Genomic DNA, 16109 nt, shown 5'->3' on the forward strand with positions numbered 1-16109 from the left:
AAGGGCTGTCGGTCAGGGCGAGCCCGGTGAGGGCGAACTCGGCGAGGAAGAGCCCAGCAGGCCGAGTACGGCACGCCGGTAGACGGCGTGGACAGCGGGCAGGTCCGCGAGACAGGCCCGCTCGTCCACGCCGTGCAGGCCCGCGTACCGAACTCCGAAACCCGCCGTCGCAGGGATGCCCTCGCCGGCGAGCAGATTGCCGATGTTCGACGGGCCGGCGGTCTTCGGTCGGACAGTGAGGCCCTCCCGCGAGGCGGCCTCCAGCAGGGCAGCGGCCGGCTGCTGGTCCCCGGCCAGCCGATACGGCGGCCAGGCGGCCACCGGGGTGATCAGGGTCGGCCGTGGCACCGGCACCCGCACGTCCAGCTCGCCCACCGCCCCGCGCACCAGCCGCTCGGCGTCGACGGCGTCGAAGCCCGGCGTCGTACGGACGTCGACGCCCAGCTCGCACAGGTCGGGCACGACCGAGAAGCCCTGACCACCGTGGCAGGAGGTCACCGTCAGCTTCGGCGGCAACGGGAACTCCCCGTCCGAGTCCGGGAGTTCGGCCTCCTCCAGGAGCCGTACGAGATGCGCCGCGCGAGAGACGGCACCCGGCGTGGTGGCACGCGACCCCGAGTGACCCGCCGCCGCGTGCACCGCGATCGTGGCCCGCCACAGGCCCCGCCCACCGACCACAACCTCGTCGAGCCCCGGGTAGCCGATCATCACCCCGGCCGGACGGACCGCCTCCGCATCGGCCAGGTACGCGCGAGCCCCGCCGAAGCCACCCGTGTGCTCATCGACGTCGAGCAGCACCGCCAGCCCGCCGTGCAGGTCACCGGCCCGGCCGTGCAACTCGGCCGCGATGCCGCAGAACATCGCCGCGGCGAGCTTGGAGTCCGCCGCGCCCCTGCCGCGCAGCCAGCCGTCCACGACCTCGCCGCAGTCCGGAGGAAACGTCCAGGCGGCCTCGTCGCCGTACGGCGCGGTGTCCACACAGGCGTCCAGCGCCCACCAGGGACCGGGGCGACTGCCGGTGATCTGGATCAGCAGGCCGACGACGGCGCCCTGATCGCCGCAGAGACGTCGATACGGCAGCTCACGCTCCGCGAGCCAGTCCACCAGGACGCCGAGGACGGGGCCGTAGTCGTCGATCCCGGCCCGGCTGGGGCAGCGGATCAGCCGTTGGGCGAGGTCGATGATGTCGGCGTGTGGGGTCATGGGATCACTGTGCCCGAAGCCGGATGCAGGGGTGGGCTGTGACCGGGTGGCGGCTGCGGGTGCATGGGGGCTGGTCGCGCAGTTCCCCGCGCCCCTGGAGGTACGTCCGCCGCACGTCCTCAAGGGGCGCGGGGAACTGCGCGAGCAACCACCCGCGACCCGCAGCCGCCCGGAGGCCTGAGTGGTCCGTGTCACCCCACTGCGATTGTGCAACTAGTTGCATAAAGCCTTCGCGGTCCTCTACAACTACGTCAGGCACGAAACCCGCACGGAGGGGCCCGATGAGCCGTTACCCGCACCTGCTGAGCCCGCTGGACCTGGGCTTCACCACGCTGCCCAACCGCGTCCTCATGGGGTCCATGCACGTGGGCCTGGAGGAGGCCGAGCGCGGCTTCGAGCGCATGGCCGCCTTCTACGCCGAGCGGGCGCGCGGGGGAGTGGGCCTGATCGTCACCGGCGGCATCGCGCCCAACGACGAGGGGCGGCCCTACGAGGGCGGCGCCAAGCTCACCACCGAGGCGGAGGCCGAGCAGCACCGGGTCATCACCGAGGCCGTGCACCGCGAGGGCGGGCGGATCGCGATGCAGATCCTGCACTTCGGCCGGTACGCCTACCACCAGGACCTCGTCGCCCCGAGCCCGCTCCAGGCGCCGATCAGCCCCTTCCCGCCCCGCGAGCTCACCGACGCCGAGGTCGAGCAGACCATCGACGACTACGCGCGTGCCGCCCGCCTCGCCCGGCAGGCCGGCTACGACGGCGTCGAGATCATGGGCTCCGAGGGCTACCTGATCAACGAGTTCATCGCCCAGCAGACCAACCGGCGCACCGACCGCTGGGGCGGCTCGTACGAGAACCGCATGCGCTTCCCGGTCGAGATCGTCCGCCGGGTGCGCGAGGCAGTCGGCGAGGACTTCATCATCGTCTACCGGCTGTCCATGCTGGACCTCGTCCCGGGCGGCTCCACGCTGGACGAGGTGATCACGCTCGCGAAGGCCGTCGAGGCCGCCGGGGCGACGATCATCAACACCGGCATCGGCTGGCACGAGGCGCGCATCCCGACCATCGCGACGTCGGTGCCGCGCGGCGCCTACACCTGGGTCACCAAGCGGCTGATGGGCGAGGTAGCGGTCCCGCTCGTCACCACCAACCGCATCAACACCCCCGAGCTGGCCGAGGACTTGCTGGCCGACGGCTGCGCGGACATGGTCTCGATGGCCCGCCCGATGCTCGCCGACCCCGACTTCGTCGCGAAGGTCGCGGCCGGTCGTCCCGAGGCCATCAACACCTGCATCGGCTGCAACCAGGCCTGCCTCGACCACACCTTCAGCGGCAAGATCACCTCCTGCCTGGTCAACCCGCGCGCCTGCCACGAGACCGAGCTGACGCTCTCCCCGACCCGGCGGCGCTTGCGCGTCGCGGTCGTCGGCGCGGGACCCGCCGGGCTGGCCTGCGCGGTGAGCGCGGCCGAACGCGGCCACGACGTCACGCTGTTCGACGCCGCGAGCGAGATCGGCGGCCAGCTGAACGTCGCCCGCAAGGTCCCCGGCAAGCAGGAGTTCGACGAGACGTTGCGCTACTTCCGCCACCAGCTCGACTGGCAGGGCGTCGACGTACGGCTGAACACCTGGGTGTCGGCCGAGGACCTCGCCGCCTACGACGAGGTCGTGGTCGCCACCGGCGTCACCCCCCGCACCCCCGATATCCCCGGCGTCGACCACCCGAGCGTGGTGGGCTACCTCGACGTCCTGCGCGACGGCGCCCCCGTCGGCGACCGCGTCGCCATCCTCGGCGCGGGCGGCATCGGCTTCGACGTCGCCGAGTTCCTCACCGACGGCGGCGACAAGGCCAACGAGGACTCCGAGACGTACTTCCGCCACTGGGGCGTCGACATGGACTACACGGCCCCCGGCGGCCTCACCGCTCCCGAGCGCCCCGCCCCGCCGCGCACGGTCCACCTGCTCCAGCGCAAGGCGAGCAAGGTCGGCGCGGGGCTCGGCAAGACCACCGGCTGGATCCACCGCACCGAGCTGAAGCACCGGGGCGTCACCATGGTCCCGGGCGTGCGCTACGACCGTATCGACGACGCCGGACTGCACGTCACCGTCGGCGAGGAGAGCACCGTCCTCCCGGTCGACACCATCGTGCTGTGCACCGGGCAGGAGCCGAGCCGCGACCTGTACGAGACACTGCTCGCCGAGGGCCGCAGCGTGCACCTCATCGGCGGCGCCGACGTGGCCGCCGAACTCGACGCCAAGCGTGCCATCAAACAGGGCACGGAGCTGGCGGCGAGCCTGTAGCGACCGTTCGGGCACTGCTGAGGCCCCAAGGGCCGTACTTAGGATGAGCCCATGTCACTCCCGCACGCGATTCTCACCGCCCTGGTCGAAAAGCCGTCATCGGGGCTGGAGCTGACCCGCCGGTTCGACAGGTCGATCGGCTACTTCTGGTCGGCCACGCATCAGCAGATCTATCGCGAGCTGGGAAAACTGGAGACCGAGGGGTTCATCCGCACACTGCCGAGCGAGCAGCCGGCCCGCGGGCAGAAGAAGAGCTACGAGGTCCTGCCGGCGGGCCGCGCCGAACTGGCCCGCTGGACCGCCGCCTCCCAGGACCCCCGGCCGCACCGCGACACCCTGCTGTTGCGGATGCGCGCCGCGGCCGTCGTGGGGACCGAGGGCATCGAGGCCGACCTCCGGCGCCATCTCGACCTGCACCGAAGGCAGCTGGCCGAGTACGCGGCGATCGAGAAGCGGGACTTCCCGCCCGGCAGGGACAGCTCCCAGGACCGGCTGCGGCACCTGGTGCTGCGCGCCGGCATCGACCTGGAGACCTTCTGGACCCAGTGGCTCACCCGCGCCTTGGACGAGTTCGCCGAGCTGCCGGGGCGCGAGACGGCGTGAGCCGGAAGGCCCGGAGCCGGTGTGGGCAGGGAGCGCGGAGCCGGTGTGAGCCGGAAGGCCCGGAGAAGGCCGGTCTCGGTCAGCCGTGTCAGAGGCGGTACGGCTTCGACTTGCGGCGCAGGTACCAGGCCGCGGCCAGGCCGCCCGCGCCCACCAGGACCCCGCCGCCGACCAGCGTCAGCGTGCCGTAGTCCTTCGTGGCCCCGCCGACGCCGCCCATGACGCCGCGTGAGGGCGAGGACGTGGCCGAGGCCGTCCGGGTGGGGGAGGGGCCCGAGACGACGACCGACTGGGTGCCCGCGGTCGTGCCGTTGGAGCACACGACGATGACCGTGTAGGTGCCCGCGCTCACGCCGGACCAGGCCGCCGACTGCAGGGCGTCCGTCCCCGACAGGGAGACCTGACGGCCCTGGGCGAAGTTCGCCTGCCGGCTGTTCAGCAGGGAGGCCGTGCCCCAGCTGCCGTTGACGTTGGTGCACGCCCTGGTCGTGACCGAGACCGTGGAGCCGGTGGTGCTCACGGAGATCCCCGAGACCGCGGCGGCCGGACCGGCGGCCATGGCGAAGGGGAGTAGGGAGGCGGCTGCCACGGTCAGGCCCGAGCGGAGGAGTAGCGATGACTTGCGCATAGGGTGCCCTCCGGCGGCACGGTCGGCGGAACATCCCTGGCGCCGCCGAGGGTCGGGAACGCCCGTGCTGCCTCAGAGGCAGCCAACGCGCCCCGGGCCCCGTCCGCATGCGGGCCGCCCCCGGACAGGTGACGGAGTGCTGCATCCGGGGGACGCCGGAGCGGACCTCGGAGCCTGTGAGGCTCTCAGCCCCGCCCGCCGGTCGTCACCGTCCGCTCCGCCGAGAAGCCGCCCCAGGTGCCGTCCGGTAGCCTGCCCCGGATCCGCACCCGGTGCCCGACCCCCTTTTCCGGGCCCAGATAGAAGCTGTACGTGGCCCGCTCGCGCGGCGCGCTCCCGCCGTACACCAGCGAGGTGACCGTACGGCCGTCGAGCTGCACCTGGTACTCCGCGACCACACCGTCCGTGCGCGGCGGCACCCAGCTCAGATCGAGGTGGTACGCCCCGTCCTCGCGATGGGTCGTCGCCCGGAAGGCCGTCGGCGCGGTGCCGCGTCCGTCGTCGGTGCCGGGCGTGGTGACCCGGACCGCCGCCGTGGCGGGGGAGAGGTTGTCGGCCGCGTCCCGGGCCCGCACCGTGAAGGAGTAGCGCGTGCCGGGCCGCAGCCCGGTGACCACGGTCGCGGTCTGGTTGCCGCCCACACTGTGGATCTTCGTCCCGCCCTGCTGGATGTCGTACGACACCACATCCCGGTCATCGGTCGCCTCCGACCACGACAGCTGAACGGCCCGGCTGCCGACCGCCCGGCCCTGGACCTCGCCCGGACGGGTCGGGGCGGAGCGGTCGGCTGTCACGGCCTTCGGGGTCGTCGCCCGGACCACCTTGCTAGGCGGGCCGAGCCGCCCGTCGGTGTCCCGCGCGCGCACGGTGAAGGCATACGGGGTCGACGGCTTGAGCATGGTGACATCCACCATGTGTGCGGAGCCCGGCACTTCCTTGACCTTTGTGGGGCCCCGATACACCTCGTAGCCGCGGATGCCGCGCTCCGAGGCGACCGCGTTCCACATGACGTGCACGCTCGTCGCGCTGCCCGCGTCCGCCGTGACCCCGGTGGGCGCCGCGGGCAGCCGGCCGCCGTCCTCGGCCGCCCCGCCCCAGGCGCAGGAGGTGAGCAGCCCGAGCGTCGCACAGAGCGCGGCGAAAGGAACGAGAAGGCGTCGCACGACTCTGCCTCCCGGGGAGCGGCCTCACGGCAATGGTCCGGACCAATATGGCGCGGCTGACGCGATCACATCAAGAGGGCGGTCGTTGGTGGCCCGCTCGCGCGGTTACGTATGCTGAACCTCCTCATGGCTGAACTCTCCCTGTGGGTCGAGGAGTTCATGCCGCCGGCACGGGCCGCTGTCGTCGCTGATCCCGCGCCGGACGCGGGTGGCCGGGGGCGGGGTCCGCCGCGGACTCGGGCCCCCGGCCCCTGCCCGGAGGTCCGGGTGACGGCTCCGTCGTGTCACCGGAGTGTGCGCCGTACGGGTCCCGCTGGCGGCGCCATGATCCGAACAGCATCAAATTGACTGAGTGCCCTACTGATAATGCTTCGGACTGAGTGCCCGTCAGTGTCCCCGCGGAGAGGGGTCCTTGTTGTGCGTGTCCGGTCGCTGACGCTGGCGGCGGCAAGTGCCGCCTTACTCGCTCCGACGACGCTTCACGCCGGTCCGCCCGTCGCACGGGAGGGGCCCACCACACATCGCGAGGAGGTCGACGTCGGCGCCGCCGACCTGCTGTCGAAGGTGCGCGACTGCACCTCCGTCTCCCGCGGGCTCTACCGCACCGACAGGAACACGTCCGCGACGATCCCGGTCTGCGGAATGCCGGGCGCCGTGTTCTGGAAGGCGGACATGGACATCGACTGCGACGGGCAGCCCACCGCCCGCTGCAACCGCCGTACGGACCCCTACTTCTCCGCCGCGACGGCCTTTCAGCAGACCGACGGCCGCCACCTGAACGCCGAACGCCTCCCGTACATCGTGGTGCCCGCCCCGAGCGGCATCTGGAACCCCAGTGACCACGGCGTCCGCGGCGGCTCGGTCGCGGCGGTCGTGTACCGGGGGCGGGTGCAGTACGCGGTCGTCGGCGACGTCGGACCGCGCGACATGATCGGCGAGGCGTCGTACGCCACCGCCGAGGCCCTCGGTATCCCGGCCGACCCGAACGCCGGCGGCGCGGCCTCAGAGGTCACCTACATCGTCTTCGCGGACGAGCCGGTGGCCCCCATCGAGAACCGTGCGGCCGCCGTGACGACCGGTGAGCGCCTGGCACGGGAGTTCGTGCACGGCGGGCCGGCCGGGCGCGGGAACTGAGGAGCGGGCGGACAGACAGCCGAGGAGAGGCCGGAAGGGCAGCCGAGGAGAGGTCGGCCGGGGAGCCAGGGCGAGGTCAGACGGCCGACCAGCCGTCGTCGACCGGCAGGATCACGCCGTTGATGTTGCTCGCCGCGTCCGAGGCGAGGAACACGATGGCGGCGGCCTGCTCCTCCGGCTGGGCCAGCCTGCCGAGGTTGACGAAGTGCGGGCCGAGGGCCGCCTCCATGGGCGTCCTGCGCCGAGTCCACGACGATGCCGGTCTGCGTGCCGCCCGGGGCGATGGCGTTGGCGCGTATGCCCTGCTTGCGGTATATCACCGCAAGCGACTTCGTCAGCCCCACCCCCCCCCGTGCTTGGACGCCGTGTACGCGGCGCCCGCGGCGCCGCCGCGCAGGCCGGCCTCCGAAGCCGTGTTCACGATGGCGCCCCTGCCCGCCTCCAGCATGTGCGGCAGTGCCGCCCGGGTGAGCAGGAACGGGGCGGTGAGGTTGACGCGGATCACCCGCTCCCACTCGGCGTCGGTGACGTCCGCGACAGCCGACATGCGGTCCATGATCCCGGCGTTGTTCACCAGCACGTCCACGCCACCGAAGCGCTCCACGGCGGTCTCGACCACCTGGTCGACGACGGCCTGCTCACTCAGATCGCCGACGACCGCTACCGCGGCGCCGCCCGCCTGCTCGATCTCCTTGGCCACCGCCTGCGCGCCTTCGGCATTCAGATCCGCCACCACGACCCGCGCGCCCTCTCCGGCGAAGGCCGGCGCGGCAGCGCGCCCGATGCCCGAGCCCGCTCCGGTGACGATGACGCTGCGTCCGTCCGGTCCGCCGCTCATGAAGTGCTGCATCCGTGTGTCGGATCGATCAATGCCGATGTCGATAGCGATGCCTCGGTGTCGGTGCCCGACTTCCGTTGCCCGAGGGGCATTGCCTGCCGGACGAGCTCGGGGGAGCCCGGGGGAGCCCACCCTACGGTTTTATGTCTCTGAGAGACATAAAGTCTTGATGGAGAATTCCGGGAGAGCGATCAGCGCCGGCCGGAGGAGACCATGGCCGCAGCCCGCGGAGGCACCAGACGACCCACGGGACGACCGCCCCTGACCGAGGAGCGCAAGGCCGAGATCCGGCAGGAGATCGCGCGGGCGGCGGTGGACCTCTTCGTCACCCAGGGCGTGACGGCGACCACCGGTGAGCAGATCGGAGCGGCGGTCGGTGTGTCCGCGCGAACCGTGTGGCGCTACTTCCCGAGCAAGGAGAGCTGCGTACGCCCGCTGTTCACGGCCGGAATCGACCTGATCGCCGAGTGCCTGCGGCGCTGGCGCCCCGGCGAGCCCCTGGAGGAGGTCATCGACCGGGAGTTCACGGCCGACGACCGCCTGCTGTCCGTACCCGACCGCTCCACCGTGGGGGCGCTGGTACGGCTCACCCGCACCGAGCCCGGTCTGCGCGCGATCTGGCTCCAGACGTACGACGAGGCCGAACCGGCGTTCGCCCGCGCCCTCGCGACACGGGCCGGGCTGCCCGCCGACGACCTGTGCCCGGCGATCCAGGCCGCGATGCTCAACGCGGCGCTGCGCGCGGCCGTCGAGCACCACGCCTGGCACACCACCGGAACCGAGCCCGACCCGGCGACGGCACAGGCCCGGCTGACGGCGACGATGCGCTCGGCGCTGGCGGTCGTGGCGGAAGGACTCGCCTGACGGCCCGGCGGAAAACGACCTCGCGGAGGACGGCCTGGGGGCGTACGACCTGGCGAAGGACGGCCTGGCGGCGTACGACCTCGCAGAGCGGCGGCAAGGGCCCCACAGCACGCCGACCGGAATCCGGTGACGCGGCCGTGGGGCCCTCGGCGCGGCAGGCTGATGCCGCTGTGCCGCCTGTCTCACACCTTCCGGTAGGTGTACGCCTCCGCGGCCGCCGCCTCCACCGCCGCGAGGTCGGCGCCGGTGGACGCCGTGACGACCGCGGCCACCGCGCCCTCGACGAACGGGGCGTCCACCAGGCGTGTGTTGTCGGGGAGTTCGTCGCCCTCCGCGAGCAGGGCCTTCACGGTGAGGACCGCGCTGCCCAGGTCGGTCAGGACCGCGACCCCGGCACCACGGTCCACGGAGGCGGCCGCCGCGGCGATCAGCTCCGCACTGGTGCCGAGGCCGCCGCCCTCGGTGCCGCCCGCCGGGGACACCGGCACGGCCGTTCCGCCGCCCGCCAGCCCCTGCGCCAGCTCGGCCACCGAGGCGGCCACCTGCGCGCTGTGCGAGACCAGCACGATGCCGACGAGCCGCTCGCCCTTCCTGTCGTCACTCACCGTGCCGTCACCTGCCGTTCCGTCACGCGCCTCCTCCTCACTCACCGTTCGCCTCCGCCAGCCCCGCGATCAGCAGCGCCGACGATGTGGCCCCCGGATCCTGGTGCCCGATACTGCGCTCGCCGAGATAGCTCGCCCGCCCCTTGCGGGCCTGCAACGGCGTCGTAGCCAGGGCGCCCTCCTCGGCGGCGGCCCGTGCCGCGGTGAAGCCGTCGCCGAGCGCGTCCACGGCCGGCACCAGCGCGTCGATCATGGTCTTGTCGCCCGGCGCCGCCCCGCCGAGCGCCATGACCGCGTCCACCCCTGCCCGCAGCGCCTGGCTGAACTCGGACTCGCTCACCTCGCCGGCGTCCCCGAGCGCCTTGCCGGTCCGCCGCAGTAGCGTCCCGTACAGCGGCCCCGACGCCCCGCCCACCGTGGAGATGAGCTGCCGCCCGGCGAGCGTCAGGACCGCGCCGGGCGACTGCGGGGCCTCCTTCTCCAGCGCCGCCGTGACGGCGGTGAACCCACGCTGCAGGTTGCTGCCGTGGTCGGCGTCCCCGATGGGGGAGTCGAGGGCGGTGAGCCGTTCCGCCTCACGGTCGACGGCGGCCGCGGTCGCCGTCATCCAACGGCGGAAGAATTCGGCGTCGAGCACTGGAACTCCTTGTGTGACAGGTGTCTTGCGATCGTCGGTCTGCGATGGGTGGGTACCCGGATCGTGGATCTCCGGACGGAGGTCCACGGACAGAGGCCTCGGACGGGGCGGGGGCCTCCGACGGTGGGTCCCCGGACGGTGGGTCCCTGGATCACACTCCCCAGCGCAGCCCCGGAGTCTTCACCGGCGCGTTCCACAACCGCAGCAACTCCTCGTCGACCTGGCACAGGGTGACCGAGGCGCCCGCCATGTCGAGCGAGGTGACGTAGTTGCCGACGAGGGTGTGGGCGACGACGACACCGCGCCCGCCGAGCACCCGCTGGACCTCGGCGTTGAAGCCGTACAGCTCCAACAGCGGTGTCCCGCCCATGCCGTTGACCAGGACGAGGACGGGATTGCGCGGGGTCATGTCCTCCAGGAGCGCGCCCACCGCGAAGTCGGCGATCTCGCCCGAGGTCATCATCGCCCGCCGTTCCCGGCCGGGCTCGCCGTGGATACCGACGCCCAACTCCAGCTCACCGGGCGGCAGATCGAAGGTGGGACTGCCCTTGGCGGGCGTGGTGCAGGCGCTCAGGGCGACGCCGAAACTGCGGGAGTTCTCGTTGACCTGACGCGCGATCGCCTCCACCCGCTCCAGCGGCTGCCCCTCGTCCGCCGCCGCGCCGGCGATCTTCTCCACGAACAGTGTCCCGCCCGTGCCGCGCCGCCCGGCCGTGTAGAGGCTGTCGGTGACCGCCACGTCGTCGTTGACGAGCACCTTCGCCACCCGGATGCCCTCGTCCTCGGCGAGCTCGGCGGCCATGTCGAAGTTGAGGACGTCGCCCGTGTAGTTCTTCACGATGAACAGCACGCCCGCCCCGCTGTCCACGGCGGCCGCGGCACGCGCCATCTGGTCGGGCACCGGGGAGGTGAACACCTCGCCGGGACAGGCCGCCGACAGCATGCCGGGACCCACGAATCCACCGTGCAGCGGCTCGTGCCCCGACCCGCCACCGGAGATGAGGGCGACCTTCCCCGCGACGGGCGCGTCCCGCCGTACGATCACCCGGTTCTCCACGTCGACGACCAGCTCGGGATGGGCGGCCGCCATCCCCCGCAACGCGTCCGCGACCACGGTCTCCGCAACATTGATCAGCATCTTCATGAGTACCTCCCGGTGAGAGTGGCCGATGGCCTCTGGCAGTGTCGTCGCTGGTCAGAGGTTGGAGTGTCAGCTCTCGATCTTGACATTTCGTGAGGGTTCGTGGGCGGTCCGGAGTGGGATCGTGGCCGGGTTCTGATGCCGAATCGCTGCCGTTTTCCTTCCGGACGGCGTATGAGGGTGCCTGTCGGCAGTATCGACCTTGCGGGTGCGAAGGTCACGTGCGCGGGCGCTCCGCAGCCCGCGAGGAGACGACGGTGAGGGCGGCATCATGGCCCTGATCACCCTGCTGCGCCGGTGGAACGCACGGCGCACCCGCAGAGCCGCCCTCGTCCTGACCGCGCTCGGCACCTTCGGCGCGTCGCTCTTCCTCGGCGACACCATGATCACCCCGGCGATCCGGGTGCTGTCCGCGGTCGAGAGCCTCAAGCCCGTCGAGCCGTCGCTGGAGGATCCACCATGGCCCCTTGGCACAAGCGGCTGTGCATCGGCACCTCCTGCATCACGGCGCCGACGCCGCCGAGTACTTCGGCCTGCCGCGCGACCGCACGGTGATCACGGGCTCTCACATCGAGGTGCAGGACGAATGGGCCGCGCCCGAACGGGCGGGCGCGGCCCACACAGCCGTCAGTTCGACTTCCACCACGCCGCGGAGGCGTCGCGCAGGGTGTTGGTGCCGCAGTGCACCTCGCCCATGCCGAGGTGGTAGGTGTACCAGTCGTCGATGTACGACACCTTCAGACCGACTCGCGTGTACGCCGCCGTGACGGCCTGCGTGAAGATGTCCTTGCCGCCGATGACCGGACCCCACTGGCGCGGGGCGAGATAGCGGTCGCGGGCGAGCAGGATGCCGTTGACGGCGCCCGGGACATAGGCGCTGGTCCGGACGGCGGCCGGGGCGGCGGACGCGGCACGGTCCTGGGCGAGCCGCTTCTGCTGGCCGTACTTGCCGAGGGTGTCCACGAGCGCGGGGTCGCCGCCCATGCGGGTCAGACGCGGCACGGCCACGTCCCGCCCGCCGGCCGCCGACATCTCGGCCTCCCGGGTGTACAGGCCCGGCACGCGCACGATCTCCTCGTCGGTGACGCCGGTCTCGCGCTTGAGGATGGCGAGGTTCGCCGCGATGCGCTCGGCCGCCATGGTGTTGTCGGCCACGAAGTGCCGGGCGGCGAGGGCCTGGTCGATGGTCTCCTTCGGCGCCGGCGTGCCACCGAGGCCCGGGACGGAGAACATCTTGGTGCTGCCGTGGCCGGCCCGCTGCGCGTCGCGCAGCAGCTTCAGCCCGGCCTGCGGGTCGGCGACCCCGATCCGCCAGCCGCGCGGGGTGTCGGCCGGCAGGAACTGCACGAACTCGTCGACATGGCCGACGCCCAGCCACGAGGTGTCCAGCAGCAGCGGGTCCTGCATGCCCTGGGACTTCAGCAGCGTGCGCATCGCCTGCGCCGGCTTGGAACCCGTGTCCTTGCGGTGGCCCATGATGACGCGGCCGGCCGGGAAGGAGCGTCCGCCGTGCGTGTAGGGCGGGATGGTCTCCATGTTCCCGGTGGAGTTGAGCGTCCCCTCCTCCGAGTCGCGCACACCGGAGACCTGCACGACGCCGATGTCGCGGCCGCGCACCTTCTCGAACAGCTCCCGGCCGGCCTCACGGCCGGGCTGCGCCGAACGCAGCATCACACGCATCACATGCCGCTGCCCGCCCGGGCCGGCCATGCTCACATAGGCCGGCTCCACGAAGTCCTGCGCCCAGATGTCGCCGTACTTGTCGAAGGTCACGAGCGGCTTGGTGATCCCCGCGCGCCGCACCTCGTTCCCCAGGTTCTTCACGAACTGCCGGTAGGGCCCGTCCTCGGGGCTGTTGCCGGGCACCTTGGTGACCATCACCTGCTGGGCGTTCTGCAGGTGGTGGTGGGTCAGCAGCGGGGCGACGCGCAGGGTCACCGTGTCGGAGGTGGTCCGGCCGGCCGACGTCACGGACAGCTGGATCACCGCGCGGCCGTCCCACTTCGCCGTGTCCCGGATGACGTCGGTGGCCTCGACGCCGAACTCCGCACCGGAGCGCAGCTCGGCGGCCGACAGCCGCATGTCGGGCGTGACCAGGGCCCAGCCGCCGGAGCGCTTGAGGAAGACCCGGGTGTACTTGGCCCCGGCCGTCACCTTCACACTGCCCTTGGCGTCGGCTGCCAGACCCGGCATGGCCACGGAGCGGATCCGGGCGAGATCGGCGGCATCGGCCGCCCCGTTGACCTTCTTGTCGGCCGCGTCGTTGCAGGAGGCCAACTTGGCGTCGGACAGCGGACGGCCGTCGGGCCCCTTGACCGGGCAGCGCTTGGTGTCGTCGTCGAGGTTGGGAAGGTAGACCGCTCCGCGACCGGTGGACCAACTGTCCTCACCCGCGGTGTCGGTGTCGCCGGTGACGTCGACACGGCCGTCGCGGTCAACGTCCGCGCGGAGGTCGGCGGTTGGGGCGGCCGACGGTGCGGCGAAGGCGGGAGTGAGCGGGGAGGCGAGCACGGAGCCCGCCGCGGTGACGGCGATGATCACCTGTCTTGTAGAGGTCGTACGTATACGCGTACGTGTGCGCACGGCACATCCCTTTCCGGTGGGGGGTGTTTCGCCGTGCAAGAGGTGGAACGCGCGCTGTGCGTTCACTGTGGGGACGAGACATCATCTCTGAGTCTCATGTGTGTCCTGTCGTTGCTGGTGGGCCCGGACTCCGCGCCGCCGTCGAGGAGTTCGGCACGTTCCCGCCGGGTGGGGCCGGTCCGTGCCGTCAGGCCGTGCGAGTCCGTGACGTCAGAATGCTGAGCGAGTTGGCCACCACGATCGCGCCGATGCTCGCCCACTCCAGTCCGCCCAGGTCCTGGCCCAGGCCGATCAGGCCGACCAGGGCCGCGAGGACCGGGTTGACGCTCATGAAGAGGCCGAAGGCCCGGGCCGGGACATGACGCAGGGTGAACAGATCCGCGAGATACGGCACGGCCGAGGAGAGCACACCTGCGGCGACCGCGCAGACGACGGCGCCGACGGTCGGCGGATGCCGCAGGGCGACGACGACGCCGATCGGCAGGAACATCACCGCGGACAGACACGACGCGGCCGCCGCGCCCTGCGCCCCGGGGATGCGTCGGCCGACGGTGCGGTTGAGCAGGATGTACGACGCCCAGCAGACGGCGGCCAGCAGGCCCAGGCCCATCCCGAGATAGTCGGCCGAGGGCTGCGGCCGCATCAGGGTGACGACACCGGCCGCGGCGATCACCGCGCAGCACACGTCCACACGGCGCCGGGAGGTCGCCAGGGCGATGGTGAGCGGGCCGAGGAACTCCAGGGTCACCGCCAGCCCCAGGCCGACACGGTCGATCGAGGAGTACAGCGACAGGTTCATGGTGCCGAACACCACGGCCAGCAAGGTCACCGGCCACCACTGGCGCCAGCTGAACGTGCGCGGCCTCGGCCTGTCGACGGCCAGCAGGACGAGGGCGGCGACGTACTGACGCACGGCGACGACACCGACGGGCCCGAGGACGGGGAAGGCGAGGGAACCGATCGCGGCGCCCGTCTGGTTCGACAGGCCGCTGCCGATCATCGTGGCCACACCGGCGAGACGGCCGCGGGTCGGCTCGGGGTCTGTGAGCGGGTCCGTGGGTGCGGGTGCGGCTGAAGGGGCGGGTGCGGGCGCGGCTGCGGGGCGGGTGCGCATGCGCTCATCGTGGGGCCGGTGCATCCTTGCGCATAATGCGTTGGCGGCCGCATCTATACGCTTGAGTCATGAATGTGGAGCTGAGGCAGTTGCGCTGCCTCGTCGCGATCGTCGACGAGGGCACCTTCACCGACGCAGCCCTCGCCCTCGACGTCTCCCAGGCGGCCGTCTCCCGCTCACTGGCCTCGCTCGAACGCGCCCTGGGCGTACGGCTGCTGCGGCGGACCTCTCGCGAGGTGACCCCGACGGGCACCGGCCTGCGCGTCCTGGCGCACGCCCGGCGTGTGCTCGGCGAGGTGGACGACCTGCTGAGGGAGGCCACCTCCGGGCACGACCGGCTGCGGATGGGCTACGCCTGGGCGGCGCTCGGCCGGCACACCCCGGCCTTCCAGCGCCGCTGGGCCGCCGCGCGCCCCGGGACCGATCTGCAGCTGGTGCGCGTCAACTCGGCCACCGCCGGCCTCGCCGAGGGCGCCTGCGACCTGTCCGTCGTACGCCGACCGGTGGACGACCGGCGGTTCGACTCCGCCATCGTCGGACTGGAGCGGCGGCTGTGCGCGGTCGCCGCCGACGACCCGCTGGCCCGGCGCCGCACGGTCCGGCTGGCCGACCTCAGCGGCCGTACCCTCCTCGTCGACCGCCGCACCGGGACCACCACCGCGGACCTGTGGCCGCCCGACTCGCGCCCCGAGACCGAGGAGACGCACGACGTCGACGACTGGCTCACGGTGATCTCTGCCGGCCGCTGCGTCGGCGTGACCGCCGAGGCCACCGCCCACCAGTACCCCCGCCCCGGCGTCGTCTACCGGCCGGTGCGGGACGCCGAACCCATCGCCGTACGACTGGCCTGGTGGCGCGACGACCCGCACCCCGCGGCCCAGGCGGCGATCGAACTGCTCACCGCGCTGTACCGGGGCGACTGACACCCCGGCCGTCGGGGATGCGCGCAGGGCCTCGGTGGCGTGTCATGAGAGGTGTGCGCGGCGACGAATGCAGGTGCGCAGCGACGAAGCCGGGCGCGCGGCGACGGAGAAGGGCGCGCGGCGGGACGGAGGCGCGTGCGGCGTGGCGCCCGGAAAACGGCAGGTGACGACGCGGGCTCCGCGGCACGGGCCCCGGAATACCGGCCCCGGCGTACGGGCGCCGGCGTCTGGGCTCCGGCATGGGGCGGGAAGGGCCCCATCCACTTCTCGCGGATCCGGATTGCGCGGTGCACGGCCGTGTGCCGCTTCTCCGCGTCGCTGTGGGTCCTTCCCGTCCTCTCCAGCACACCACGCGCGCGGCGGATACGCCAGGGCC

14 protein-coding genes and 1 pseudogene are annotated in these 16109 nt (G+C 72.3%); 6 read left to right on the plus strand and 9 right to left on the minus strand.

What is annotated here, in order from left to right:
• Positions 1–12: 12 nt before the first annotated feature.
• Positions 13–1203 carry a M20 family metallopeptidase gene (locus POF73_RS19330; RefSeq protein WP_272116941.1) on the minus strand — a complete coding sequence of 397 codons (1191 nt, stop codon included), beginning with the start codon at positions 1201–1203 and terminating at the stop codon, positions 13–15.
• 281 nt (positions 1204–1484) lie between these two features.
• Here POF73_RS19330 and POF73_RS19335 point away from each other — a divergent pair, with 281 nt between their 5' ends.
• Both POF73_RS19335 and POF73_RS19340 read left to right on the plus strand, forming a co-directional pair.
• Complete coding sequence (locus POF73_RS19335; protein ID WP_272116944.1) at positions 1485–3500, plus strand: NADPH-dependent 2,4-dienoyl-CoA reductase; 2016 nt, start codon at positions 1485–1487, stop codon at positions 3498–3500.
• Positions 3501–3551: 51 nt separating this feature from the next.
• Positions 3552–4103 (plus strand): PadR family transcriptional regulator, encoded by a 552-nt coding sequence (locus tag POF73_RS19340; protein ID WP_272116946.1) that lies wholly within the window; start codon positions 3552–3554, stop codon positions 4101–4103.
• 88 nt (positions 4104–4191) lie between these two features.
• On the opposite strand, the gene POF73_RS19345 is transcribed toward POF73_RS19340, so the two are convergent.
• Both POF73_RS19345 and POF73_RS19350 read right to left on the minus strand, forming a co-directional pair.
• Positions 4192–4731 carry a hypothetical protein gene (locus POF73_RS19345; RefSeq protein ID WP_272116948.1) on the minus strand — a complete coding sequence of 180 codons (540 nt, stop codon included), beginning with the start codon at positions 4729–4731 and terminating at the stop codon, positions 4192–4194.
• A 185-nt stretch (positions 4732–4916) separates the two neighbouring features.
• Positions 4917–5894: a fibronectin type III domain-containing protein gene (locus POF73_RS19350; protein ID WP_272116950.1), complete on the minus strand. Its 978-nt coding sequence runs from the start codon at positions 5892–5894 to the stop codon at positions 4917–4919.
• A 417-nt stretch (positions 5895–6311) separates the two neighbouring features.
• On the opposite strand from POF73_RS19350, the gene POF73_RS19355 reads away from it, so the two are divergent.
• On the plus strand, positions 6312–7028 hold the full coding sequence (locus POF73_RS19355; RefSeq protein WP_272116953.1) for a glycoside hydrolase family 75 protein: 717 nt from the start codon (positions 6312–6314) through the stop codon (positions 7026–7028).
• A 76-nt stretch (positions 7029–7104) separates the two neighbouring features.
• On the opposite strand, the pseudogene POF73_RS19360 reads toward POF73_RS19355, so the two are convergent.
• A pseudogene (locus POF73_RS19360) lies at positions 7105–7878 on the minus strand (SDR family NAD(P)-dependent oxidoreductase).
• A 201-nt stretch (positions 7879–8079) separates the two neighbouring features.
• On the opposite strand from POF73_RS19360, the gene POF73_RS19365 reads away from it, so the two are divergent.
• Positions 8080–8730 (plus strand): TetR/AcrR family transcriptional regulator, encoded by a 651-nt coding sequence (locus POF73_RS19365; protein WP_272116955.1) that lies wholly within the window; start codon positions 8080–8082, stop codon positions 8728–8730.
• A gap of 182 nt (positions 8731–8912) precedes the next feature.
• Here POF73_RS19365 and POF73_RS19370 read toward each other — a convergent pair whose 3' ends face one another.
• The 3 genes from POF73_RS19370 to dhaK all read right to left on the minus strand — a co-directional run bounded on the left by POF73_RS19370 (position 8913) and on the right by dhaK (position 11116).
• Complete coding sequence (locus POF73_RS19370) at positions 8913–9335, minus strand: PTS-dependent dihydroxyacetone kinase phosphotransferase subunit DhaM (protein WP_272116957.1); 423 nt, start codon at positions 9333–9335, stop codon at positions 8913–8915.
• Positions 9336–9372: 37 nt separating this feature from the next.
• Positions 9373–9972: a dihydroxyacetone kinase subunit DhaL gene (gene dhaL / locus POF73_RS19375; RefSeq protein WP_272116959.1), complete on the minus strand. Its 600-nt coding sequence runs from the start codon at positions 9970–9972 to the stop codon at positions 9373–9375.
• Positions 9973–10123: 151 nt separating this feature from the next.
• Positions 10124–11116, minus strand: a complete 993-nt coding sequence (gene dhaK / locus POF73_RS19380) for a dihydroxyacetone kinase subunit DhaK (protein ID WP_272116961.1) — start codon at positions 11114–11116, stop codon at positions 10124–10126.
• A 205-nt stretch (positions 11117–11321) separates the two neighbouring features.
• Here dhaK and POF73_RS19385 point away from each other — a divergent pair, with 205 nt between their 5' ends.
• Positions 11322–11822 (plus strand): KUP/HAK/KT family potassium transporter, encoded by a 501-nt coding sequence (locus tag POF73_RS19385; RefSeq protein WP_272116963.1) that lies wholly within the window; start codon positions 11322–11324, stop codon positions 11820–11822.
• On the opposite strand, the gene POF73_RS19390 is transcribed toward POF73_RS19385, so the two are convergent.
• On the minus strand, positions 11741–13696 hold the full coding sequence (locus POF73_RS19390) for a protein-arginine deiminase domain-containing protein (RefSeq protein ID WP_272116965.1): 1956 nt from the start codon (positions 13694–13696) through the stop codon (positions 11741–11743). The genes POF73_RS19385 and POF73_RS19390 overlap by 82 nt on opposite strands.
• 187 nt (positions 13697–13883) lie before the next feature.
• Complete coding sequence (locus tag POF73_RS19395) at positions 13884–14810, minus strand: EamA family transporter (protein WP_272116968.1); 927 nt, start codon at positions 14808–14810, stop codon at positions 13884–13886.
• A 68-nt stretch (positions 14811–14878) separates the two neighbouring features.
• Between POF73_RS19395 and POF73_RS19400 the strand changes: the two genes are divergently transcribed.
• The gene (locus tag POF73_RS19400; RefSeq protein ID WP_272116970.1) at positions 14879–15733 is read left to right on the plus strand and encodes a LysR family transcriptional regulator; all 855 of its coding nucleotides are present in this window, start codon (positions 14879–14881) and stop codon (positions 15731–15733) included.
• Positions 15734–16109 lie beyond the last annotated feature (376 nt).

Source organism: Streptomyces sp. HD (genome assembly GCF_028369295.1).
Taxonomy (GTDB): Bacteria; Actinomycetota; Actinomycetes; order Streptomycetales; family Streptomycetaceae; genus Streptomyces.

Coding starts and splice junctions, on each gene's coding strand:
- POF73_RS19330 (WP_272116941.1), bottom strand. CDS start 1,203: ATGACCCCACACGCCGACATCATCGACCTCGCCCAACGGCTGATCCGC.
- POF73_RS19335 (WP_272116944.1), top strand. CDS start 1,485: ATGAGCCGTTACCCGCACCTGCTGAGCCCGCTGGACCTGGGCTTCACC.
- POF73_RS19340 (WP_272116946.1), top strand. CDS start 3,552: ATGTCACTCCCGCACGCGATTCTCACCGCCCTGGTCGAAAAGCCGTCA.
- POF73_RS19345 (WP_272116948.1), bottom strand. CDS start 4,731: ATGCGCAAGTCATCGCTACTCCTCCGCTCGGGCCTGACCGTGGCAGCC.
- POF73_RS19365 (WP_272116955.1), top strand. CDS start 8,080: ATGGCCGCAGCCCGCGGAGGCACCAGACGACCCACGGGACGACCGCCC.
- dhaK (WP_272116961.1), bottom strand. CDS start 11,116: ATGAAGATGCTGATCAATGTTGCGGAGACCGTGGTCGCGGACGCGTTG.
- POF73_RS19395 (WP_272116968.1), bottom strand. CDS start 14,810: ATGCGCACCCGCCCCGCAGCCGCGCCCGCACCCGCCCCTTCAGCCGCA.
- POF73_RS19400 (WP_272116970.1), top strand. CDS start 14,879: ATGAATGTGGAGCTGAGGCAGTTGCGCTGCCTCGTCGCGATCGTCGAC.